General features: G+C 59.1%; 22 protein-coding genes. 19 read left to right on the top strand and 3 right to left on the bottom strand.

Features of this window, described 5'->3' with window-relative positions:
- The 3 genes from recF to dnaA all read right to left on the bottom strand — a co-directional run.
- The coding region (gene recF, locus VA602_RS25815; protein WP_323454690.1) for a DNA replication/repair protein RecF at positions 1 to 1,017 on the bottom strand (1,017 nt) is incomplete at its 3' end.
- A 15-nt stretch (positions 1,018 to 1,032) separates the two neighbouring features.
- The gene (dnaN, locus tag VA602_RS25810; RefSeq protein ID WP_054893018.1) at positions 1,033 to 2,136 is read right to left on the bottom strand and encodes a DNA polymerase III subunit beta; all 1,104 of its coding nucleotides are present in this window, start codon (positions 2,134 to 2,136) and stop codon (positions 1,033 to 1,035) included.
- 40 nt (positions 2,137 to 2,176) lie between these two features.
- Entirely contained in the window at positions 2,177 to 3,709 is a 1,533-nt protein-coding gene (dnaA, locus tag VA602_RS25805) for a chromosomal replication initiator protein DnaA (protein ID WP_323454689.1), read from the bottom strand.
- Between the two features lie 579 nt (positions 3,710 to 4,288).
- On the opposite strand from dnaA, the gene rpmH reads away from it, so the two are divergent.
- The 19 genes from rpmH to glmU all read left to right on the top strand — a co-directional run bounded on the left by rpmH (position 4,289) and on the right by glmU (position 21,750).
- Positions 4,289 to 4,423: a 50S ribosomal protein L34 gene (rpmH, locus tag VA602_RS25800; RefSeq protein ID WP_003253163.1), complete on the top strand. Its 135-nt coding sequence runs from the start codon at positions 4,289 to 4,291 to the stop codon at positions 4,421 to 4,423.
- Positions 4,424 to 4,436: 13 nt separating this feature from the next.
- On the top strand, positions 4,437 to 4,841 hold the full coding sequence (gene rnpA, locus VA602_RS25795; RefSeq protein ID WP_081255180.1) for a ribonuclease P protein component: 405 nt from the start codon (positions 4,437 to 4,439) through the stop codon (positions 4,839 to 4,841).
- Positions 4,834 to 5,079, top strand: coding sequence for a membrane protein insertion efficiency factor YidD (gene yidD, locus VA602_RS25790; protein WP_011536514.1), 246 nt, complete (start codon positions 4,834 to 4,836; stop codon positions 5,077 to 5,079). The genes rnpA and yidD overlap by 8 nt, the downstream gene beginning before the upstream one ends.
- 2 nt (positions 5,080 to 5,081) lie before the next feature.
- The gene (yidC, locus tag VA602_RS25785) at positions 5,082 to 6,794 is read left to right on the top strand and encodes a membrane protein insertase YidC (protein WP_125931090.1); all 1,713 of its coding nucleotides are present in this window, start codon (positions 5,082 to 5,084) and stop codon (positions 6,792 to 6,794) included.
- A gap of 86 nt (positions 6,795 to 6,880) precedes the next feature.
- Positions 6,881 to 8,251, top strand: a complete 1,371-nt coding sequence (mnmE, locus tag VA602_RS25780; protein WP_323454688.1) for a tRNA uridine-5-carboxymethylaminomethyl(34) synthesis GTPase MnmE — start codon at positions 6,881 to 6,883, stop codon at positions 8,249 to 8,251.
- 515 nt (positions 8,252 to 8,766) lie between these two features.
- The gene (gene mnmG, locus VA602_RS25775) at positions 8,767 to 10,659 is read left to right on the top strand and encodes a tRNA uridine-5-carboxymethylaminomethyl(34) synthesis enzyme MnmG (RefSeq protein WP_323454687.1); all 1,893 of its coding nucleotides are present in this window, start codon (positions 8,767 to 8,769) and stop codon (positions 10,657 to 10,659) included.
- A complete protein-coding gene (gene rsmG, locus VA602_RS25770; protein ID WP_065864647.1) occupies positions 10,656 to 11,306 on the top strand; it encodes a 16S rRNA (guanine(527)-N(7))-methyltransferase RsmG in 651 nt (216 codons plus the stop codon). The genes mnmG and rsmG overlap by 4 nt, the downstream gene beginning before the upstream one ends.
- Before the next feature lie 18 nt (positions 11,307 to 11,324).
- Complete coding sequence (locus VA602_RS25765) at positions 11,325 to 12,116, top strand: ParA family protein (protein WP_063541904.1); 792 nt, start codon at positions 11,325 to 11,327, stop codon at positions 12,114 to 12,116.
- 9 nt (positions 12,117 to 12,125) lie between these two features.
- A complete protein-coding gene (locus tag VA602_RS25760) occupies positions 12,126 to 12,998 on the top strand; it encodes a ParB/RepB/Spo0J family partition protein (RefSeq protein WP_323454686.1) in 873 nt (290 codons plus the stop codon).
- A 149-nt stretch (positions 12,999 to 13,147) separates the two neighbouring features.
- On the top strand, positions 13,148 to 13,555 hold the full coding sequence (locus VA602_RS25755) for a F0F1 ATP synthase subunit I (RefSeq protein ID WP_054893010.1): 408 nt from the start codon (positions 13,148 to 13,150) through the stop codon (positions 13,553 to 13,555).
- 16 nt (positions 13,556 to 13,571) lie between these two features.
- Positions 13,572 to 14,441 (top strand): F0F1 ATP synthase subunit A, encoded by an 870-nt coding sequence (gene atpB, locus VA602_RS25750; protein ID WP_323454685.1) that lies wholly within the window; start codon positions 13,572 to 13,574, stop codon positions 14,439 to 14,441.
- 143 nt (positions 14,442 to 14,584) lie between these two features.
- Positions 14,585 to 14,842, top strand: a complete 258-nt coding sequence (atpE, locus tag VA602_RS25745) for a F0F1 ATP synthase subunit C (protein WP_003097235.1) — start codon at positions 14,585 to 14,587, stop codon at positions 14,840 to 14,842.
- A 57-nt stretch (positions 14,843 to 14,899) separates the two neighbouring features.
- Complete coding sequence (locus tag VA602_RS25740; protein WP_054893008.1) at positions 14,900 to 15,370, top strand: F0F1 ATP synthase subunit B; 471 nt, start codon at positions 14,900 to 14,902, stop codon at positions 15,368 to 15,370.
- Between the two features lie 12 nt (positions 15,371 to 15,382).
- Positions 15,383 to 15,919: a F0F1 ATP synthase subunit delta gene (locus VA602_RS25735; RefSeq protein WP_054893007.1), complete on the top strand. Its 537-nt coding sequence runs from the start codon at positions 15,383 to 15,385 to the stop codon at positions 15,917 to 15,919.
- Between the two features lie 21 nt (positions 15,920 to 15,940).
- The gene (atpA, locus tag VA602_RS25730) at positions 15,941 to 17,485 is read left to right on the top strand and encodes a F0F1 ATP synthase subunit alpha (protein WP_054893006.1); all 1,545 of its coding nucleotides are present in this window, start codon (positions 15,941 to 15,943) and stop codon (positions 17,483 to 17,485) included.
- A gap of 48 nt (positions 17,486 to 17,533) precedes the next feature.
- A complete protein-coding gene (gene atpG / locus VA602_RS25725; RefSeq protein WP_003253195.1) occupies positions 17,534 to 18,394 on the top strand; it encodes a F0F1 ATP synthase subunit gamma in 861 nt (286 codons plus the stop codon).
- 27 nt (positions 18,395 to 18,421) lie between these two features.
- Positions 18,422 to 19,798: a F0F1 ATP synthase subunit beta gene (atpD, locus tag VA602_RS25720; protein ID WP_054893004.1), complete on the top strand. Its 1,377-nt coding sequence runs from the start codon at positions 18,422 to 18,424 to the stop codon at positions 19,796 to 19,798.
- A gap of 44 nt (positions 19,799 to 19,842) precedes the next feature.
- On the top strand, positions 19,843 to 20,262 hold the full coding sequence (locus VA602_RS25715) for a F0F1 ATP synthase subunit epsilon (RefSeq protein WP_110994045.1): 420 nt from the start codon (positions 19,843 to 19,845) through the stop codon (positions 20,260 to 20,262).
- Between the two features lie 120 nt (positions 20,263 to 20,382).
- The gene (glmU, locus tag VA602_RS25710; protein WP_323454684.1) at positions 20,383 to 21,750 is read left to right on the top strand and encodes a bifunctional UDP-N-acetylglucosamine diphosphorylase/glucosamine-1-phosphate N-acetyltransferase GlmU; all 1,368 of its coding nucleotides are present in this window, start codon (positions 20,383 to 20,385) and stop codon (positions 21,748 to 21,750) included.
- Positions 21,751 to 21,955 lie beyond the last annotated feature (205 nt).

Genomic DNA, 21,955 nt, shown 5'->3' with positions numbered 1-21,955 from the left:
CAGTAATTCGTGATCTACACAGGTGATAAAAACCTGGCAGTGTAATTCTTCAAGCAAGCGACACAGCGCGCGGCGATGCTGCTCGTCCAATTCAGACGGCAAGTCATCCACCAGATAAATACACTGACCGCGACGAACCTGGCTGACGAGATGCCCCTGGGCAATCCGTAGGGCACAAACGACCAGCTTTTGCTGACCACGAGACAGGATATCGGCCGCGTTATTGGCGCCCAATCTCAGGCGTAGGTCAGCACGTTGCGGACCGGCCTGGGTATGGCCCATCTGCTGATCGCGAAGGAGAGAGGTGGCGAGGACTTCACTGAGGTCCCGATCCTTGTCCCAGCCCCGATAGTAGCTAAGGGTCAATCCGTCCAGCTCGACCAGTTCGCTCAGGGTTCGCTCGAAGACGGGCTTCAAGGCCTTGATATAGTTGCGACGGTATTCATCTATTTCCGCGCTGGCGAGACACAGTTCCCGGTCCCAGGCGGCTTGCGAAGCAGCGTCAAGTGTACCATGTCGCAGCCATGAGTTCCGCTGCCGCAGGGCCTTCTGCAAGCGCTGCCAGGTCGCCATGAATCGAGGTTCCACGTGGAACACTCCCCAATCCAGGAACTGACGGCGCACCTTGGGAGCGCCTTCGAGTAGGCGGAAGCTGTCCGGGTTAATCAACTGCAGCGGCAGCATTTCAGCCAGTTGTGCGGCACTGCGCGCATTCTGACCGTCGATGCGAATGGTGAAATCCCCTTGTCGCTCGCGCGAAACGCCAAGATTGCTCGTCGCGCCATCGGTGATTTCAACCTGGCCGAATACAGTACAGGTCGGCTGTTCGTACTGGATGACAGGGTTCAATCGAGTACTGCGAAATGAGCGAGCCAGCCCCAAAAGGTGCACGGCCTCGAGCACACTGGTCTTTCCGCTGCCATTGGCGCCGTAGAGGATGTTGATGCGAGGAGAGGGGGAGAGGGTCACCGGGTGCAGATTGCGCACCGCGGTGACCGAAAGACGTCGAAGGGACATTTGGCCTGCTACAGGTTACAGACGCATCGGCATGACAACGTAGGACGAGTCGTCATTACCGGCTTCCTGCAGCAGGGCGCTGCTGTTGGAGTCGGCGAGAATCAGACGAACCTGCTCAGTGGTCATGACTCCAAGGACGTCCAGCAGATAGCTGACGTTGAAGCCGATCTCCAACGAACCGCCTTCGTAGTCGACGCTGATCTCTTCTTCAGCCTCTTCCTGCTCGGGGTTGTTGGCCTGAATCTTCAGCTGGCCGGAGGCCAGTTGCAGGCGAATGCCGCGGTACTTCTCGTTGGACAGGATCGCAGTACGGCTGAAGGCTTCACGCAGCGCCTGGCGATCACCGATCACCAGCTTGTCACCACCCTTGGGCAGTACACGCTCGTAATCCGGGAACTTGCCGTCCACCAGTTTCGAGGTAAAGGTGAACTCACCGGTGGTCGCACGAATGTGGTGCTGGCCCAGGACAATACTGACCATGCCCTCCGGATCGGTCAGCAGACGCGCCAGCTCCAGAATACCTTTGCGCGGAACGATGACCTGGTGACGCTCGGCCTGGCCGATGGGTGCCTGCATGGCGCACAGCGCCAGACGGTGACCGTCAGTGGCGACAGCGCGCAGGGTGTCGGTGGAAACTTCCAGCAGCATGCCGTTGAGGTAGTAGCGAACGTCCTGCTGGGCCATGGCGAAGCTGGTGCGCTCGATCAGGCGACGCAGTTTGCTCTGCTCCAGGTTGCAGGTGAGCGAACCCGGGCCTTCTTCCACGGTGGGGAAGTCGTTGGCCGGCAGGGTCGACAGGGTGAAACGGCTGCGGCCAGCCTTGACCAGCAGCTTCTGCTCATCGACCTTGATATCGATCAGCGCATCGCTGGGCAGGCTCTTGCAGATATCCATCAGCTTACGCGCCGGGACGGTGATCTCGCCGGGCTCAGCCGGCTCTTCCAGCTGCACGCGGCCAACCAGTTCGACTTCCAGGTCGGTACCGGTCAACGACAACTGCTGGCCTTGCACGACCAGCAGCACGTTGGACAGGACCGGCAAGGTCTGGCGGCGCTCGACGACGCCTGCGACCAGTTGCAGGGGTTTCAACAGGGCTTCGCGTTGAATGGTGAAATGCATGGTCTAGTCCCTTGCCTTCAAAGAGCTGCGCCGACACCCATCAGGTGGTCAGCGTGCGCAGCAGGTTCTTGTAGTCCTCGCGGATGTCCGCGTCGGATTCCTTCAATTCGTTGATCTTGCGGCATGCGTGCAGCACGGTGGTGTGATCCCGACCGCCGAACATGTCGCCGATCTCCGGCAGACTGTGGTTGGTCAGCTCCTTGGACAACGCCATGGCCACCTGCCGTGGGCGCGCGACAGAGCGCGAGCGGCGCTTGGACAACAGATCGGAGATCTTGATCTTGTAGTACTCGGCGACCGTGCGCTGGATGTTATCCACACTGACCAGCTTGTCTTGCAGTGCCAGCAGATCCTTGAGCGATTCGCGAATCAACTCGATGGTGATGTCTCGCCCCATGAAGTGCGAGTGAGCGATCACCCGCTTCAATGCGCCTTCCAGTTCGCGCACGTTGGAGCGGATGCGCTGGGCGATGAAGAACGCAGCATCGTGCGGCAGTTCGACCTTGGCCTGGTCGGCCTTCTTCATCAGGATCGCTACACGGGTTTCCAGTTCCGGTGGCTCGACAGCCACGGTCAGGCCCCAACCAAAGCGCGACTTCAGGCGCTCTTCCAGGCCTTCGATCTCTTTAGGGTAGCGGTCACTGGTGAGAATGACCTGCTGTCCACCCTCGAGCAGGGCATTGAAGGTGTGGAAGAACTCCTCCTGGGAACGCTCCTTGCGGGCGAAGAACTGGATATCGTCGATCAACAGCGCGTCCACCGAACGGTAGAAGCGCTTGAATTCGTTGATGGCGTTCAGCTGCAACGCCTTGACCATGTCGGCGACGAAACGCTCCGAATGCAAGTAGACGACCTTGGCATTCGGGTTCTTCTTCAGCAAGTGGTTACCCACAGCATGCATCAAGTGCGTCTTACCCAGGCCGACTCCCCCATAAAGGAAGAGCGGGTTGTAGCCGTGCTTGGGGTTGTCCGCAACCTGCCAGGCCGCAGCGCGTGCCAGCTGGTTGGACTTACCCTCCACGAAGGTCTCGAAGGTGAAGGTTCGGTTCAGGTAGCTGGTGTGCTTGAGCGCCCCTTCGACCTGTACGGTCCGTTGCTCGGTACGCGCGGTCGCTGCAGGCGCAGGCGTCGAATCGCCCATCCCGTCGAAACCATCCTGGGAGGCTGCAGGTTCCTCCACCTCACTGACCAACGCAGGTTCGGGCGCCGTGACCGGTGCGCTGGCAACCGCCGGCGGCTGGGCGGCCGGCTTGGCCTGGCTCTGGGCCAGCGATGCAGCGACCGCAGCACTGACCGGCGCGTTAGGTGCCGCCCGTGGTGCGGAGCTGCGGCGACTGCCTATTAATAAGGAGAGGGCAGGTGCAAGGCCGTTGCCTTGTTCACCCAGCAGTTCGAGCAGGCGGCCGAGGTACTTTTCATTGACCCAATCGAGAACGAAACGGTTAGGCGCATAGACGCGCAACTCGTCGCCTTCGGCTTCGACCTGTAGCGGACGGATCCAGGTGTTGAATTGCTGGGCAGGCAGTTCGTCGCGCAGAAGCTCCACGCACTGCTGCCAAAGTTCCACTGACACGGATATCCCCTGAGTTGAAAGCCGGATGAGGCAAAAACAAACCGCCATTGTACCGGGCGAGCATTCACTTATCCACATGTCGTGGCGTGTTGAGCTGTGCCAAATCAGTCATTTAGCGGCAAAAACGACCCTGCAAGCCGAAAATAAGCCCTGTGGATAACGGCACATGAGGGCTATGCACAACCCAGGGCTCAACCCTGTGGATAATTCATCTGTGGATAAACACAGCTTCCATCCACAGCTTTTCCGCGGTTCCGGCACAGCCAAAGCACCTGTTACCGACATACTTATGATTCTCTGTACAGTCGATAGCTTGTGGCCTGCAGCAGGTTATCCACAGATACTTATCCACTTAAGATCTATAAGTTCTTCAGAAGAGCTTTCTATATGTCTCTCTTTTTTTTCATGTTGAGCATCTGTTCGGTGTGAATCAACTGCTCTCTCGGCCAGCCAGAAGGAAAGGCCGCCTATAAGGAATGCTGGTTGGAAATTGACCTATCGTCTTGCTTTCTCTAGAATCGCCGGTCTCTTAAAAAGGGGGCCATCCCGGCCCGTTGTCGACAACCCAGGTAACACGCCATGAAACGTACTTTCCAACCAAGCACCATCAAGCGCGCGCGCACCCACGGTTTCCGTGCCCGTATGGCCACCAAGAACGGCCGCGCTGTTCTGTCGCGTCGTCGTGCCAAAGGCCGTAAGCGTCTGGCAATTTGATTTTTCGGCACAGGTGGTGAGTCAGGACTTCAGTCGGGATAAGCGACTGCTTACACCCCGGCATTTCAAAGCAGTCTTCGACTCCCCAACCGGCAAGGTTCCAGGGAAAAGCCTGCTCATCCTTGCCCGCGAGAACGGCCTCGATCATCCACGCCTCGGCCTGGTGATCGGCAAGAAGAGCGTCAAGCTCGCCGTTCAACGCAACCGCCTCAAACGCCTGATGCGCGACTCTTTCCGTCTGAACCAGCAAAGTCTGGCCGGACTGGATATCGTGATCGTCGCGCGCAAGGGGTTGGGTGAGATAGAAAACCCAGAATTGCACCAACACTTTGGCAAACTCTGGAAGCGCCTGGCCCGCAGTAGGCCCTCTCCAGCGGTACCTGCCGATTCCGCACGGGTAGACAGTCACGATGCGTAAACTGGCCCTCGTTCCGATCCAGTTCTACCGTTACGCCATCAGTCCTCTGATGGCCAGTCACTGTCGTTTCTACCCCAGTTGCTCCTGTTACGCGTACGAAGCCATAGAAAACCATGGCCTCTTGCGTGGCGGGTGGCTTGCCGTTCGTCGCCTGGGTCGTTGTCATCCGTGGAATGATGGCGGTTTCGATCCCGTCCCGCCTGCTCCTTCCTCCCGAACTTCTTCGATAGCCGAGTAATCATGGATATTAAACGCACGATCCTGATCGTCGCCCTGGCAATCGTGTCCTACGTTCTGGTCCTCAAGTGGAACCAGGACTATGGTCAGGCAGCCTTGCCGACTCAGCACACGGCGGCCAACAACGCTGCACCGGCCCTGCCGGACACCGTTGCGGCCGGAAACACCGGCGCCAGCGACGACCTGCCGAGCGTCAACGCCCATGCAAGTTCTGCTGAAATTGCGCCAGTCGCAGTCAGCAAGGACCTGATCCGGGTAAAAACCGATGTCCTGGACCTGGCTATCGACCCGGTCGGCGGCGATATCGTCCAGCTGACCCTGCCCAAGTACCCACGTCGTCAGGATCATCCTGACATCGCTTTCCAACTTTTCGACAACGGCGGTGAGCGCCTGTACGTGGCCCAGAGCGGTCTGATCGGGACCAACGGTCCGGACGCCCATTCTACCGGTCGCCCGCTGTATGCCTCCGAGCAGAAGAGCTACCAGCTGGCAAACGGCCAGGACCAACTGGTGGTCGACCTCAAGTACAGCGACAACGGTGTCAACTACATCAAGCGCTTCAGCTTCAAGCGCGGTGAGTACGACCTGAACGTCAGCTACCTGATCGACAACCAGAGCGCCACGCCCTGGACCGGCAGCATGTTTGCCCAGCTCAAGCGCGATGCTAGTTCCGATCCTTCTTCGAGTACCGCTACCGGCACTGCGACTTACCTAGGCGCAGCCCTGTGGACAAGTTCGGAGCCGTACAAAAAGGTGTCGATGAAGGATATCGACAAGGCTAACGAAGCTGAGAAGACTGGCAAAAAAGCGTATCTGAATGAAAATGTGTCTGGCGGGTGGGTCGCCTGGCTGCAGCACTACTTCGTCACTGCGTGGATTCCGGCCAAGTCGGACAACAACGTGATGCGCACCTTCAAGGACAGCCAGGGCAACTACATCATCGGCTACACCGGCCCGGCGTTGAACGTGCCTGCCGGCGGCAAGGTCGAGACCAGCGCCATGCTGTATGCCGGTCCGAAGATCCAGTCCAAGCTCAAGGAATTGTCCCCAGGCCTGGAATTGACCGTCGACTACGGCTTCCTGTGGTTCATTGCCCAGCCGATCTTCTGGCTGCTGCAACATATCCACAGCCTGCTGGGTAACTGGGGCTGGTCGATCATCGTTCTGACCATGCTCATCAAGGGCCTGTTCTTCCCGCTGTCGGCTGCCAGCTACCGTTCGATGGCGCGCATGCGTGCCGTGGCGCCGAAACTGGCCCAGCTCAAGGAACGCTTCGGCGATGATCGCCAGAAGATGTCCCAGGCGATGATGGAGCTGTACAAGAAAGAGAAGATCAACCCGCTGGGTGGCTGCCTGCCGATCCTGGTACAGATGCCAGTGTTCCTGGCCTTGTACTGGGTACTGCTGGAAAGCGTCGAGATGCGCCAGGCCCCTTGGATGCTGTGGATTACCGACCTGTCGATCAAGGATCCGTTCTTCATCCTGCCGATCATCATGGGCGCCACCATGTTCATCCAGCAGCGTCTGAACCCGACGCCACCGGATCCGATGCAGGCGAAGGTCATGAAAATGATGCCAATCATCTTCACCTTCTTCTTCCTGTGGTTCCCGGCTGGTCTGGTGCTGTACTGGGTTGTGAACAACTGCCTGTCGATCACTCAGCAGTGGTACATCACCCGTCGCATCGAAGCAGCAACCAAAAAAGCTGCTGCTTGACAGGCCGATCCATTAGCCTGTGAATAAAAACGCCCCCTCGTGGGGCGTTTTTGCTATCCGTCGTTTTGTCGTAGAGGCTTTCGAGCATGAATACCGTGCGTGAAACCATTGCCGCCATCGCCACCGCCCAAGGCCGTGGTGGCGTCGGTATCGTCCGTTTGTCCGGGCCATTGGCGAGCCAGGCCGGTCAGGCCATCACCGGACGTACACTGACCCCGCGCCATGCTCACTACGGGCCCTTCCGTGGCGACGATGGCCTGGTCCTGGATGAAGGCATCGCGCTGTTCTTCCCTGGCCCCAACTCGTTCACCGGTGAAGACGTTCTGGAACTGCAGGGGCATGGAGGGCCGGTTGTGCTCGACATGCTGCTGCAGCGCTGTGTCGAATTGGGCTGCCGCCTTGCCCGTCCTGGCGAGTTCAGCGAGCGAGCGTTCCTCAACGACAAGCTCGACCTGGCCCAGGCTGAAGCGATCGCCGATCTGATCGAAGCCAGTTCCACCCAAGCCGCACGCAATGCCCTGCGTTCGCTGCAAGGTGCCTTCTCCAAGCGTGTCCATGCATTGACCGAGGCATTGATCGCACTGCGGATTTATGTCGAGGCGGCCATCGATTTTCCCGAAGAAGAAATCGACTTCCTGGCCGACGGTCACGTGCTGAAGATGCTTGAAGCAGTCAGGAGCGAGTTATCCACAGTGCAGCGCGAGGCTGGTCAAGGCGCGCTGCTGCGCGATGGCATGACCGTCGTGATCGCCGGCCGTCCGAATGCCGGCAAGTCCAGCCTGCTCAACCAGTTGGCTGGTCGCGAAGCGGCAATCGTCACAGACATCGCCGGCACCACCCGGGACATTCTGCGCGAACATATCCACATCGATGGCATGCCGCTGCACGTGGTGGATACCGCAGGACTGCGCGATACCGACGATCACGTGGAAAAGATCGGTGTGGAGCGTGCTCTCAAGGCCATTGGCGAAGCTGACCGGGTGCTGCTGGTGGTGGATTCCACTGCGCCTGAGGCCAACGATCCGTTTGCACTGTGGCCCGAGTTCCTCGATCAACGGCCGGATCCGGCCAAGGTCACGCTGATTCGCAACAAGGCCGACCTGAGTGGCGAGCGTGCAGGCATCGAGCAGAGTGATGATGGCCATGTGACGATCACTCTCAGCGCCAAGGGGGATGCCACGGGGCTGGATCTGCTGCGTGACCACCTCAAAGCCTGCATGGGTTATGAACAGACTGCGGAAAGCAGCTTCAGCGCACGCAGGCGGCATCTGGATGCGCTGCGCCAGGCCAGTGCACACCTTGATCATGGTCATGCCCAACTGACACTCGCTGGCGCCGGTGAGTTGCTGGCAGAGGACCTGCGCCAGGCTCAGCAAGCCCTGGGAGAGATCACCGGTGCCTTCAGCTCGGATGACCTGCTCGGAAGGATCTTCTCGAGCTTCTGCATCGGTAAGTAACGCACAGCCCGGCAATACCAAGGCCGCTCCAGTGAGGAGCGGCTTTTTTTTGCCTGCCGGAAACCCGGAAGCGGGCTTCTCTTGATTCGATCACCCGCATGTAAATCTCATCCACAGGCTAAAACGATCATCAGGAGCCCTGTGGAAAACTGCCCTTCAGGTCCGTTGATAACCAGGCTTTTTTTCTGAGGACAAACCCACCTGTGGGTAATACAAACTTTAATCCACAGGTTAAACGCTGTTATCCAGAGCCCTCAGCCTACCTTCGACACAGGGTTATGATTCTCTACAGGCATCATGAATACTGGCCTCAAATCACTTATCCACATGTGGATAGCCGCCTAAGAATAAACATAAAAACAAAGCTTTTATAAATTTTTCCTTTTTGATTTCTATTGCCGCCATTCATCCACAGACTGGTCAAAATTTGCTCAGACGGTTTCACTAGAGCGGGTGAAGTCCCTATACTTGTCGGCTTACCTTCTCTATTCGCAAAAACAGGCACGAGGTGCGTGGTGGATTTCCCTTCCCGTTTTGAAGTGATCGTCATCGGCGGCGGCCATGCCGGTACCGAGGCTGCGCTTGCGTCCGCACGCATGGGTGTGAAAACCCTGCTGCTGACCCATAACGTGGAAACCCTCGGTCACATGAGTTGCAACCCGGCCATCGGTGGCATCGGCAAGAGCCACCTGGTCAAGGAAATCGATGCGCTCGGCGGCGCCATGGCGCTGGCTACCGACAAGAGCGGCATCCAGTTCCGCATCCTGAACAACCGCAAGGGCCCGGCCGTACGCGCCACCCGTGCACAGGCCGACCGCGCCATCTACAAGGCCGTGGTCCGCGAGATCCTGGAGAACCAGCCGAACCTGTGGATATTCCAGCAGTCCTGCGATGACCTGATCGTCGAGCAGGACCAGGTCAAGGGTGTGGTGACACAGATGGGCCTGCGCTTCTTCGCCGACTCTGTGGTGCTGACTACCGGCACCTTCCTCGGTGGACTTATCCACATCGGCCTGCAGAATTACTCCGGTGGCCGCGCGGGTGATCCTCCCGCCATTGCCCTGGCTCATCGTCTGCGTGAGCTGCCGCTGCGTGTCGGCCGTTTGAAAACCGGCACACCGCCGCGTATCGATGGCCGCTCGGTAGATTTCTCTGTGATGGGTGAACAGCCAGGCGATACCCCGATTCCGGTGATGTCGTTCATGGGCAATGCCCAGATGCATCCGCGGCAGGTCAGTTGCTGGATCACCCACACCAACGCCCGTACCCACGAGATCATCGCCTCGAACCTCGACCGTTCACCGATGTATTCCGGTGTGATCGAAGGCATCGGCCCGCGCTACTGCCCGTCGATCGAGGACAAGATCCATCGCTTCGCCGACAAGGAAAGCCATCAGGTATTCATCGAGCCGGAAGGCTTGAACACCCATGAGCTGTATCCCAACGGCATCTCGACCTCGCTGCCGTTCGATGTGCAGCTGCAGATCGTTCGTTCGATCCGTGGCATGGAGAACGCGCACATCGTGCGTCCGGGTTACGCCATCGAGTACGACTACTTCGATCCGCGTGATCTCAAGTACAGCCTAGAGACCAAGGTCATCGGCGGCCTGTTCTTCGCAGGTCAGATCAACGGCACCACCGGCTACGAAGAAGCCGGCGCCCAGGGCTTGCTGGCCGGTACCAACGCCGCGCTGCGCGCGCAGGGTCGCGAAAGCTGGTGCCCACGCCGCGACGAGGCGTACATCGGCGTGCTGGTCGATGACCTGATTACCCTGGGTACCCAGGAGCCTTACCGCATGTTCACTTCGCGTGCCGAATACCGGCTGATCCTGCGCGAAGACAACGCTGACCTGCGTCTGACCGAGAAAGGCCGCGAACTGGGGTTGGTCGACGACGAGCGCTGGGCCGCCTTCACCGCCAAGCGCGAAGGCATCGAACGTGAAGAACAGCGCATGATGAGCACCTGGATCCGCCCGGGTACCCCGCAAGGCCAGGCCGTTGTGGATAAGTTCGGTACTCCGTTGGCCCACGAGTACAACCTGCTCAACTTGCTGGCGCGCCCCGAGATCGACTACGCCGGGCTGATCGAAGCCACAGGCGGCGATGTAATCGATCCACAGGTGGCTGAACAGGTCGAGATCAAGACCAAGTACGCTGGCTACATCGATCGCCAGCAGGACGAGATCGCCAGGCTGCGCGCCAGCGAAGACACTCGCCTGCCTGTGGATATCGACTACGCTGGCATTTCCGGGTTGTCCAAGGAAATTCAGAGCAAGCTCGGCCAGACCCGTCCGGAAACCCTCGGCCAGGCTTCGCGTATTCCCGGCGTTACCCCGGCGGCAATTTCCCTGTTGCTGATTCACCTGAAAAAACGCGGCGCTGGCCGCGAATTGGAGCAAAGCGCTTGAGTTCCTTGGTCACCCCGCAACATGCCGAAGAGTTGTCCACAGGTGCGCGCCAGCTTGGAGTCGAGCTGAGTGCGCAGCAGCACGAACTGCTGCTGGGGTACCTGGCCCTGTTGATCAAATGGAACAAGGCCTACAACCTGACCGCAGTGCGCGATCCGGACGAGATGGTGTCGCGCCATCTGCTCGACAGCCTCAGCGTCATGCCGTTTATCCACAATGACACCCAGCGCTGGCTGGATGTTGGCAGCGGCGGCGGGATGCCTGGTATCCCGCTGGCTATCCTGCACCCGCACAAGCAGGTCACGGTGCTGGACAGCAACGGCAAGAAGACCCGCTTCCTGACGCAGGTGAAGATGGAGCTGAAACTCGACAACCTGACGGTTATCCACAGCCGCGTGGAAGAGGTCCAGCCCGAGCAGCCATTCTGCGGAATCATCTCCCGCGCCTTCAGCAGCATGGAGAATTTCACCAACTGGACCCGCCACCTGGGTGACGCCCGTACGCAATGGCTTGCAATGAAGGGGCTGCATCCTGCCGATGAACTGGTAGCATTGCCCGCAGACTTCACAGTGGAAAGCGAGCAGGCCCTGACCGTTCCAGGTTGCCAGGGCCAGCGCCATCTGCTGATACTGCGCCGCAAGGCTTGACTGGGAACACACGCAACAATGGCTAAGGTATTCGCAATCGCGAACCAGAAAGGTGGTGTCGGCAAGACCACTACCTGCATCAATCTCGCCGCATCGCTGGCCGCGACCAAGCGTCGCGTGCTGCTGATCGACCTCGATCCACAGGGCAACGCCACCATGGGCAGCGGTGTGGATAAACACGAGCTCGAGCACTCGGTGTACGACCTGTTGATCGGGGAATGCGACCTGGCCCAGGCCATGCAGTACTCCGAGCACGGCGGCTTCCAGCTGTTGCCCGCCAACCGTGACCTCACCGCGGCAGAGGTGGTGCTGCTGGAAATGCAGATGAAGGAGAGCCGCCTGCGCAATGCGCTGGCGCCTATCCGCGACAACTACGACTACATCCTCATCGACTGCCCGCCGTCGTTGTCGATGCTGACGCTGAACGCGTTGGTCGCTTCCGATGGCGTGATCATTCCCATGCAGTGCGAGTACTACGCGCTGGAAGGCCTGAGCGACCTTGTGGATAACATCAAGCGCATCGCTGCCCGGTTGAACCCGGAGCTGAAGATCGAAGGCCTGCTAAGGACCATGTACGACCCACGCCTGAGTCTGAACAACGATGTTTCGGCCCAGCTCAAGGAGCATTTCGGCGATCAGCTCTACGACACCGTGATTCCGCGCAATATTCGCCTGGCCGAGGCTCCGAGCTTCGGTATGCCGGCGCTGGCCTACGACAAGCAATCACGTGGTGCGCTCGCCTACCTGGCCCTGGCTGGTGAACTGGTGCGCCGTCAGCGCCGTCAATCCCGCACTGCACAAACAACTTAAGGAATCCGCATGGCCATCAAGAAACGCGGTCTCGGACGTGGGTTGGATGCACTGCTCAGTGGTCCTTCCGTCAGCGCGCTCGAAGAGCAGGCTGTCACGGTCGACCAGAAGGAACTGCAGCGCCTGCCGGTCGAACTGATCCAGCGTGGCAAGTACCAACCTCGCCGTGACATGGACCCGGAGGCGCTGGAAGAGCTGGCGCATTCGATCCGCAATCATGGTGTGATGCAGCCGATCGTGGTTCGCCCGATTGGCGAAGGCCGCTACGAGATCATCGCCGGTGAGCGTCGCTGGCGCGCCACCCAGCAGGCCGGCCTGGACACTATCCCGGCCATGGTCCGTGAAGTGCCGGACGAAGCAGCCATCGCCATGGCGCTGATCGAGAACATCCAGCGCGAGGACCTCAACCCGCTGGAAGAGGCCCTGGCCCTGCAGCGGCTGCAGCAGGAGTTCGAGCTGACCCAGCAACAGGTGGCCGATGCCGTGGGCAAGTCGCGCGTCACCGTGGCCAACCTGCTGCGCCTGATCAGCCTTCCTGAGGCGATCAAGACCATGCTCGCCCACGGCGACCTGGAAATGGGCCATGCGCGTGCCTTGCTGGGGCTTGAGGAAGGCCGGCAGGAAGAAGGGGCGCGACATGTTGTCGCACGAGGCCTCACCGTGCGCCAAACCGAGGCACTGGTGCGTCAGTGGCTCAACGGCAAGCCTGAGCCGGTGGAATCGAGCAAACCTGATCCGGATATTGCCCGGCTGGAACAGCGGCTGGCAGAGCGCCTGGGCTCTTCGGTGCAGATTCGCCATGGTGACAAGGGCAAGGGCCAGTTGGTCATTCGCTACAACTCCCTCGACGAGCTTCAGGGTGTACTTGCTCACATCCGCTGAAACAATTCCCGTTGTAGCGCGCAGTCGGAAATCACTACCCAAGAGTTGAATAGGGGTTAATCCACCCCTATACTCTGCGCGCATTTTGTCGGCACAAATTATGCCAAGTCATAGCTGACTGGGCAGTCGACTTTCGAGGAGCAGTTTTGATGGAAATCCGCACGCCAAACCGCCTGCCTTTCCATCGCTGGGCGGTTTTCCCGGTACTGCTGGCTCAATTTGGGGTGTTATTGCTGGCAACGTTGGTGTTGTGGCAGTGGCAGGGCAAGGTCAGCGGTTATTCGGGCCTCTGTGGAGGTTTGATCGGCTGGCTGCCCAACGTGTATTTCGCCTGGAAGGCTTTTCGCTTCAGCGGAGCCCGGGCGGCGCAGGCCATCGTCAAGTCGTTCTACGCAGGCGAGGCAGGCAAATTGATTTTGACGGCAGTGCTGTTCGCACTGACCTTTGCAGGAGTGAAGCCACTGGCGCCGTTAGCAGTATTCGGCGTCTTCCTGCTGACTCTCACGGTCAGCTGGTTCGCGCCACTGCTGATGAATAAAAGACTTTCGAGACCTTAGGGCGTTTGAGGCAACCATGGCAGCAGAAACCGCTTCGGGCTATATCCAGCACCACTTGCAGAACCTGACCTACGGTCAACTACCAGACGGCAGTTGGGGCCTGGCCCATTCGGCTGCCGAAGCCAAGGCAATGGGCTTCTGGGCATTCCACCTGGACACCCTGGGCTGGTCCGTTGCACTGGGTCTGATCTTCCTGTTCATCTTCCGCATGGCGGCCAAGAAGGCGACCTCTGGTCAGCCTGGTGCCCTGCAGAACTTCGTCGAAGTACTGGTCGACTTCGTTCACGGTAGCGTGAAGGACTCGTTCCACGGTCGTAGCCCGGTCATCGCACCGCTGGCCCTGACCATCTTCGTCTGGGTGTTCCTGATGAACGCCATCGACCTGGTACCGGTCGACTGGATTCCGCAGCTGGCGATCTGGATCTCGGGCGATCCGCACATTCCGTTCCGTGCCGTATCGACCACCGACCCGAACGCCACCCTGGGCATGGCCCTGAGCGTGTTCGCGCTGATCATCTTCTACAGCATCAAGGTCAAGGGCATCGGCGGCTTCATCGGTGAGCTCACGCTCCACCCGTTCGGTAGCAAGAACATCTTCGTGCAGATCCTGCTGATCCCGGTGAACTTCCTGCTGGAATTCGTCACCTTGATCGCCAAACCGATCTCCCTGGCACTGCGTCTGTTCGGCAACATGTATGCCGGCGAGCTGGTGTTCATCCTGATCGCCGTGATGTTCGGCACCGGCATCCTCTGGCTCAGCGGCCTGGGTGTGGTGCTGCAGTGGGCGTGGGCGGTGTTCCACATCCTGATCATCACGCTGCAAGCATTCATCTTCATGATGCTCACCATCGTCTACCTGTCGATGGCGCACGAAGATAACCATTAAGACCGCCTGGCGTGTCTGATAGTCTTCCCCGCCTGTTCGGGGGGAAGACTGAAAAAGTCCGCAAGGGCAGTTGTTTCAAACGATTTGTTTTACCGCTTCAATTAAAAAACCTAACCAATACGACGTAAAAGTCGGGAGGAAAGATGGAAACTGTAGTTGGTCTGACCGCTATCGCTGTTGCTCTGCTGATCGGCCTGGGTGCTCTGGGTACCGCCATTGGTTTCGGCCTGCTGGGCGGCAAGTTCCTGGAAGGCGCTGCTCGTCAGCCTGAGATGGTTCCGATGCTGCAGGTCAAAATGTTCATCGTTGCCGGTCTGCTCGACGCCGTAACCATGATCGGTGTTGGTATCGCTCTGTTCTTCACCTTCGCGAATCCCTTCGTTGGTCAGATCGCCGGCTAATCACTCGTTCCTACGAGTTGATTGGTGTGATGGACAAAGACCGAGCGAGGTGTTGGCGTGAACATTAATGCAACCCTGATTGGCCAATCCGTTGCTTTTCTGATTTTTGTGCTGTTCTGCATGAAGTATGTATGGCCTCCGGTCATCACTGCTCTGCACGAGCGCCAAAAGAAGATTGCCGACGGCTTGGACGCTGCCAACCGCGCAGCTCGCGACCTGGAGCTGGCCCAAGAGAAAGCGGGTCAGCAACTGCGTGAAGCAAAAGCACAGGCAGCCGAAATCATTGAGCAAAGCAAGAAACGCGCTGCTCAGCTTGTCGAGGAAGCCCGTGATCAGGCTCGCGTCGAAGCTGACCGTGTGAAGGCTCAGGCTCAAGCCGAGATCGAACAGGAACTGAACAGCATCAAAGACGCCCTGCGCGCCCAAGTGGGTGCCCTGGCCGTTGGCGGCGCTGAAAAGATCCTTGGCGCCACAATCGATCAAAACGCGCATGCGGAGCTGGTTAACAAACTGGCCGCTGAAATTTAAGCGAGGGCGATCATGGCAGAACTGACCACGTTGGCCCGACCTTACGCTAAGGCAGCTTTCGAGCACGCCCAGGCCCAGCAGCAACTGGCCAATTGGTCAGCCATGCTCGGCCTGGCTGCTGCGGTGTCGGAAGACGGCACCATGCAGCGCCTGCTCAAGGCCCCGCAACTGACTAGCGCAGAAAAGGCCGCCGCATTCATTGAAGTGTGCGGTGACAAGTTCGATGTACAGGCACAGAATTTCATTCATGTTGCCGCGGAAAACGACCGTCTCCTGCTTCTGCCGGAGATCGCCGCTCTGTTCGACCTGTACAAGGCCGAGCAAGAGAAATCCGTGGACGTGGAAGTCACCAGTGCTTTTGCGTTGAACCAAGAACAGCAAGACAAACTCGCCAAGGTTCTCAGTGCACGGCTCAGCCGGGAAGTGCGCCTGCACGCGTCGGAGGATGCCAGCCTGATCGGCGGCGTCGTCATCCGCGCCGGCGACCTGGTAATCGATGGCTCGGTTCGCGGCAAGATCGCGAAACTGGCCGAAGCATTGAAATCTTGAGTTTGAAGGGGCAGCAGAGCAATGCAGCAACTCAATCCTTCCGAAATTAGTGAAATCATCAAGGGTCGCATCGAGAAACTCGATGTCGGCTCCCAAGCCCGTAACGAAGGTACCGTTGTTTCGGTATCCGACGGTATCGTGCGGATCCACGGTCTGGCCGACGTCATGTACGGCGAAATGATCGAGTTCCCTGGCAGCGTATTCGGCATGGCACTGAACCTGGAGCAAGACTCCGTAGGTGCAGTGATCCTGGGTGCCTATGACACCCTGGCCGAAGGCATGAGCGCCAAGTGCACCGGCCGCATCCTGGAAGTTCCGGTTGGTAAGGAACTGCTGGGTCGCGTCGTTGACGCACTGGGCAACCCGATCGACGGCAAAGGTCCTCTGGGCAACACCCAGACCGACGCGGTCGAGAAAGTGGCCCCAGGCGTGATCTGGCGTAAGTCGGTAGACCAGCCTGTACAGACTGGCTACAAGTCCGTCGACGCCATGATTCCTGTCGGCCGTGGCCAGCGCGAGCTGATCATCGGTGACCGCCAGATCGGCAAGACCGCCATGGCCATCGACGCCATCATCAACCAGAAAGACTCCGGTATTTTCTGTGTTTATGTGGCTGTCGGCCAAAAGCGTTCGACCGTTGCCAACATCGTTCGCAAGCTCGAAGAAGCCGGCGCCCTGGCCAACACCATCGTGGTCGTTGCCAGTGCTTCGGAATCCGCCGCACTGCAGTTCCTGGCGCCATACGCCGGCTGCACCATGGGCGAGTTCTTCCGTGACCGCGGTGAAGACGCCCTGATCGTCTACGATGACCTGTCCAAGCAGGCTGTTGCCTACCGTCAGATCTCCCTGCTGCTGCGCCGTCCACCAGGACGTGAAGCGTACCCAGGCGACGTGTTCTATCTCCACTCCCGTCTGCTGGAGCGTGCATCGCGCGTTTCGGAAGAGTACGTCGAGAAGTTCACCAACGGCGCAGTGACTGGCAAGACCGGTTCCCTGACCGCCCTGCCGATCATCGAAACCCAGGCTGGCGACGTTTCCGCGTTCGTTCCGACCAACGTGATCTCGATCACCGACGGTCAGATCTTCCTGGAATCGGCCATGTTCAACTCGGGCATCCGCCCAGCAGTGAACGCCGGTGTTTCGGTATCCCGTGTAGGTGGTGCCGCTCAGACCAAGATCATCAAGAAACTGTCCGGCGGTATCCGTACCGCACTGGCTCAGTACCGTGAACTGGCTGCATTCGCCCAGTTCGCTTCGGATCTGGACGAGGCTACCCGCAAGCAGCTGGAGCATGGTCAGCGCGTTACCGAGCTGATGAAGCAGAAGCAGTACGCGCCAATGTCGATCGCCGACATGGCCCTGTCGCTGTACGCCGCTGAGCGTGGTTTCCTGACTGACGTAGAAGTCTCCAAGGTCGGCAGCTTCGAGCAAGCGCTGATCGCCTACTTCCACCGCGATCACGCCGAGCTGTTGGCCAAGATCAACGTGAAAGGTGACTTCAACGACGAAATCGACGCTGGCATGAAAGCTGGTATCGAGAAGTTCAAGGCCACCCAGACCTGGTAAGCCGCAGCGGGGGCTCCGGCCCCCGCTTGCTAACCTGATAGGTGATACATGGCAGGCGCAAAAGAGATTCGCAGTAAGATTGCGAGCATCAAAAGCACGCAAAAAATTACCAGCGCCATGGAGAAAGTGGCGGTCAGCAAAATGCGCAAAGCACAAATGCGCATGGCTGCTAGCCGTCCTTACGCGGAGCGTATCCGCCAGGTGATCGGTCATCTGGCCAACGCCAACCCGGAATACCGCCACCCGTTCATGATCGAGCGCCCTGTAAAGCGCGCCGGTTATATCGTGGTGAGCAGTGACCGTGGTCTGTGCGGTGGCTTGAATACCAACCTGTTCAAGGCCCTGGTCAAGGACATGAGCGCAAACCGCGAACAGGGCGTGGAAATCGACCTGTGCGTGATCGGCAGCAAGGGTGCGACTTTCTTCCGCATCTTTGGCGGCAACGTCGTAGCCGCGATCAGCCACCTGGGCGAAGAGCCATCGATCAACGATCTGATCGGCTCCGTCAAAGTGATGCTGGACGCCTACCTCGATGGCCGTATCGATCGCCTCTCGGTGGTTTCGAACAAGTTCATCAACACCATGACCCAAAAACCGACGGTCGAGCAATTGGTACCGTTGGTGGCAACCCCGGATCAGGATCTCAAGCATCACTGGGATTACCTGTACGAACCCGACGCAAAAGAGCTGCTGGACGGCTTGATGGTGCGTTACGTGGAGTCGCAGGTATACCAGGCGGTGGTCGAGAACAACGCTGCTGAACAAGCGGCCCGGATGATCGCCATGAAGAACGCCACAGACAACGCCGGTGATTTGATCAAAGAGCTGCAATTGATCTACAACAAGGCGCGTCAGGCTGCGATCACCCAGGAGATCTCGGAAATCGTCGGCGGCGCTGCCGCGGTTTAACGGTTCAAAAATTCAGAGGATCCAGCTATGAGTAGCGGACGTATCGTTCAAATCATCGGCGCCGTCATCGACGTGGAATTCCCACGTGACGTCGTGCCGAGTGTTTACAACGCGCTGAAAGTACAAGGCGCGGAAACCACCCTGGAAGTTCAGCAGCAGCTGGGCGACGGCGTGGTTCGTACCATTGCGATGGGCTCGACCGAAGGCCTGAAGCGCGGTCTGGACGTCGTCGATACCGGCGCGGCCATCTCCGTTCCAGTTGGTAAGGCCACTCTGGGCCGTATCATGGACGTCCTCGGCAACCCGATCGACGAAGCCGGCCCGATCGGCGAAGAAGAGCGTCGCGGTATCCACCAGCCAGCGCCTTCGTTCGCTGACCAGGCAGGCGGCAACGACCTGCTGGAAACCGGCATCAAGGTTATCGACCTGGTTTGCCCGTTCGCCAAGGGTGGTAAGGTTGGTCTGTTCGGTGGTGCCGGTGTCGGCAAGACCGTAAACATGATGGAACTGATCCGTAACATCGCCATGGAACACAGCGGTTATTCCGTGTTCGCTGGTGTGGGTGAGCGTACTCGTGAGGGTAACGACTTCTACCACGAGATGAAGGACTCCAACGTTCTCGACAAGGTAGCGCTGGTCTACGGTCAGATGAACGAGCCACCAGGAAACCGTCTGCGCGTTGCGCTGACCGGCCTGACCATGGCTGAGAAGTTCCGTGACGAAGGTAACGACGTTCTGCTGTTCGTCGACAACATCTATCGTTACACCCTGGCCGGTACCGAAGTATCCGCACTGCTGGGCCGTATGCCTTCGGCAGTAGGTTACCAGCCGACCCTGGCTGAAGAGATGGGCGTTCTGCAAGAGCGCATCACTTCGACCAAAGAAGGTTCGATCACCTCCGTTCAGGCCGTATACGTACCTGCGGACGACCTGACCGACCCGTCGCCAGCGACTACCTTCGCCCACTTGGACGCCACCGTCGTTCTGTCCCGTGACATCGCCTCCCTGGGTATCTACCCAGCGGTCGACCCACTGGACTCGACTTCGCGCCAGCTGGACCCGAACGTGATCGGTACCGAGCACTACGAGACCGCTCGTGGCGTTCAGTATGTTCTGCAGCGCTACAAAGAGCTGAAGGACATCATCGCGATCCTGGGTATGGACGAACTGTCCGAAGCCGACAAGCAACTGGTTGCCCGCGCTCGTAAGATCCAGCGCTTCCTGTCGCAGCCGTTCTTCGTGGCCGAAGTCTTCACCGGCTCGCCAGGCAAGTACGTTTCGCTCAAGGACACCATCGCTGGCTTCAGCGGCATCCTCAAAGGTGACTACGACCACCTGCCAGAACAAGCGTTCTACATGGTCGGCAGCATCGACGAAGCGATCGAGAAAGCCAAGAAACTGTAATCCCGGCGCCCCGAAAGGGGCGCTAATCAGGTTGAGGCAAGCAGATGGCTATGACAGTCCATTGCGACATCGTCAGCGCAGAGGGAGAGATCTTCTCCGGCCTGGTCGAGATGGTAGTAGCGCACGGCAACCTGGGCGATCTGGGTATCGCTCCAGGCCACGCGCCGCTGATCACCAATCTCAAGCCAGGTCCGATCACGCTGACCAAGCAGGGTGGCACTCAAGAGGTGTTCTACATCTCCGGTGGCTTCCTCGAAGTGCAGCCGAACATGGTCAAGGTTCTCGCCGACACCGTGCAACGTGCTGCCGACCTGGACGAAGCTCAGGCTCAGGAAGCCCTCAAGGCTGCCGAGAACGCGCTGAACACTAAGGGCTCGGACTTCGACTACGGCGCTGCTGCCGCACGTCTGGCCGAGGCCGCAGCACAGCTGCGTACTGTCCAGCAAATGCGCAAGGGCAAGTGATCCGGTCTTCCCGGTAACCTGCGTTGCGATTGAGTTAAAGGGTAGCCTCGGCTACCCTTTTTCTTTTTCCGATTTTCCCTTCGGTCACATCCCTGACCGCCCAGGATTGGTAGCCAGTCAATGTCACTCGATATCGTTATTCTCGCCGCAGGCCAAGGCACCCGCATGCGCTCTTCGCTGCCCAAGGTGCTGCACCCGGTTGCCGGTAACTCCATGCTTGGCCACGTTATCCACAGCGCGCGTCAGTTGCAGCCGAAGGGTATCCATGTGGTCATCGGTCATGGTGCAGAGCTGGTGCGTGAACGCCTGGCGGCTGACGATCTGAATTTCGTCATGCAGGACAAGCAGCTTGGCACCGGCCATGCCGTCGCCCAGGCACTGCCGGCGATCACCGCCGATACTGTGCTGGTACTCTATGGCGACGTGCCGTTGATCGAGGTGGGCACGCTCGAGCGGCTTCTGGCCAAGGTCAATGAACAGCAACTCGGCCTGCTGACCGTCACCCTGCAGGATCCAACCGGTTACGGCCGCATCGTGCGCGATGCCCAAGGCCAGGTAGCGGCCATCGTCGAGCACAAGGACGCCAGTGAAGCGCAGCGGGCGATCAAGGAAGGCAACACGGGCATCCTCGCGCTGCCGGCCGCGCGCCTGGCAGACTGGATGGGGCGTCTGTCCAACAACAACGCCCAGGGCGAGTACTATCTCACCGACGTGATCGCCATGGCCGTGGCCGATGGCTTGGTGGTTGCCACCGAGCAGCCGCATGACGCGATGGAAGTGCAGGGCGCCAACGACCGTCTGCAACTGTCCGAGCTCGAGCGTCACTACCAGTTGCGCGAGGGACGCCGACTGATGGCCCAAGGTGTGACCCTGCGTGATCCCGCCCGTTTCGATGTGCGTGGCGAGGTGATCGTGGGGCGCGATGTGCTGATCGACATCAACGTCATCCTCGAAGGCAAGGTGATCATCGAGGACGATGTACAGATCGGCCCGAACTGCGTGATCAAGAACAGCACCCTGCGCAAGGGCGCGGTGGTCAAGGCCAACAGCCATCTCGAAGGTGCGGTGATGGGCGAGGGCAGCGATGCCGGCCCGTTTGCTCGCCTGCGCCCAGGCAGCGTATTGGAGGCCAAGGCCCATGTGGGTAACTTCGTCGAGCTGAAGAACGCTCGACTGGGCGAAGGTGCCAAGGCCGGTCACCTGACCTACCTGGGTGATGCCGAGGTCGGTGCGCGCACCAACATCGGCGCCGGTACCATCACCTGCAACTACGATGGCGCGAACAAGTTCAAGACCGTGCTGGGCGAAGATGTGTTCATCGGCTCGAACAACTCGCTGGTGGCGCCTGTGGAAATCAAGGACGGCGCTACCACGGCTGCTGGTTCGACCATCAACCAGTCGGTCGAAGCCGCTCAGTTGGCAGTGGCACGCGCACGTCAGCGCAACATTGATGGCTGGAAACGGCCAGAGAAGATCAAGAAAAGCTGAGTTATCCACAGACGTTTCGATCGAAAGCCGACTTATGTGAATAAGTCGGCTTTTTTATTGCTGGACAAGTCCGCTCCCCAAGGGAATAGCGTTGCCAGTAAATCTATCCGCTGCTTGACGAATCCTTCATCTTAGGTTTTGATTGCCACCATTATCTTTCGAATCGAAACTTATCAGCACATGTCGAAACGAAATACCCCCCAGC

Origin of the sequence: Pseudomonas machongensis, assembly GCF_034961125.1 — a bacterium.
Lineage (GTDB): Bacteria > Pseudomonadota > Gammaproteobacteria > Pseudomonadales > Pseudomonadaceae > Aquipseudomonas > Aquipseudomonas machongensis.
This window is presented reverse-complemented; position numbering and strand designations above follow the sequence as displayed.

Bases quoted from the DNA above. Each gene is read 5' to 3' on its own strand.
- VA602_RS25715 (WP_110994045.1), top strand. From the start codon at position 19,843: ATGGCTATGACAGTCCATTGCGACATCGTCAGCGCAGAGGGAGAGATC.
- dnaN (WP_054893018.1), bottom strand. From the start codon at position 2,136: ATGCATTTCACCATTCAACGCGAAGCCCTGTTGAAACCCCTGCAACTG.
- yidD (WP_011536514.1), top strand. From the start codon at position 4,834: ATGCGTAAACTGGCCCTCGTTCCGATCCAGTTCTACCGTTACGCCATC.
- atpD (WP_054893004.1), top strand. From the start codon at position 18,422: ATGAGTAGCGGACGTATCGTTCAAATCATCGGCGCCGTCATCGACGTG.
- VA602_RS25735 (WP_054893007.1), top strand. From the start codon at position 15,383: ATGGCAGAACTGACCACGTTGGCCCGACCTTACGCTAAGGCAGCTTTC.
- atpB (WP_323454685.1), top strand. From the start codon at position 13,572: ATGGCAGCAGAAACCGCTTCGGGCTATATCCAGCACCACTTGCAGAAC.
- rpmH (WP_003253163.1), top strand. From the start codon at position 4,289: ATGAAACGTACTTTCCAACCAAGCACCATCAAGCGCGCGCGCACCCAC.
- yidC (WP_125931090.1), top strand. From the start codon at position 5,082: ATGGATATTAAACGCACGATCCTGATCGTCGCCCTGGCAATCGTGTCC.
- atpG (WP_003253195.1), top strand. From the start codon at position 17,534: ATGGCAGGCGCAAAAGAGATTCGCAGTAAGATTGCGAGCATCAAAAGC.
- mnmE (WP_323454688.1), top strand. From the start codon at position 6,881: ATGAATACCGTGCGTGAAACCATTGCCGCCATCGCCACCGCCCAAGGC.
- VA602_RS25760 (WP_323454686.1), top strand. From the start codon at position 12,126: ATGGCCATCAAGAAACGCGGTCTCGGACGTGGGTTGGATGCACTGCTC.
- atpE (WP_003097235.1), top strand. From the start codon at position 14,585: ATGGAAACTGTAGTTGGTCTGACCGCTATCGCTGTTGCTCTGCTGATC.
- VA602_RS25765 (WP_063541904.1), top strand. From the start codon at position 11,325: ATGGCTAAGGTATTCGCAATCGCGAACCAGAAAGGTGGTGTCGGCAAG.
- atpA (WP_054893006.1), top strand. From the start codon at position 15,941: ATGCAGCAACTCAATCCTTCCGAAATTAGTGAAATCATCAAGGGTCGC.
- VA602_RS25755 (WP_054893010.1), top strand. From the start codon at position 13,148: ATGGAAATCCGCACGCCAAACCGCCTGCCTTTCCATCGCTGGGCGGTT.
- glmU (WP_323454684.1), top strand. From the start codon at position 20,383: ATGTCACTCGATATCGTTATTCTCGCCGCAGGCCAAGGCACCCGCATG.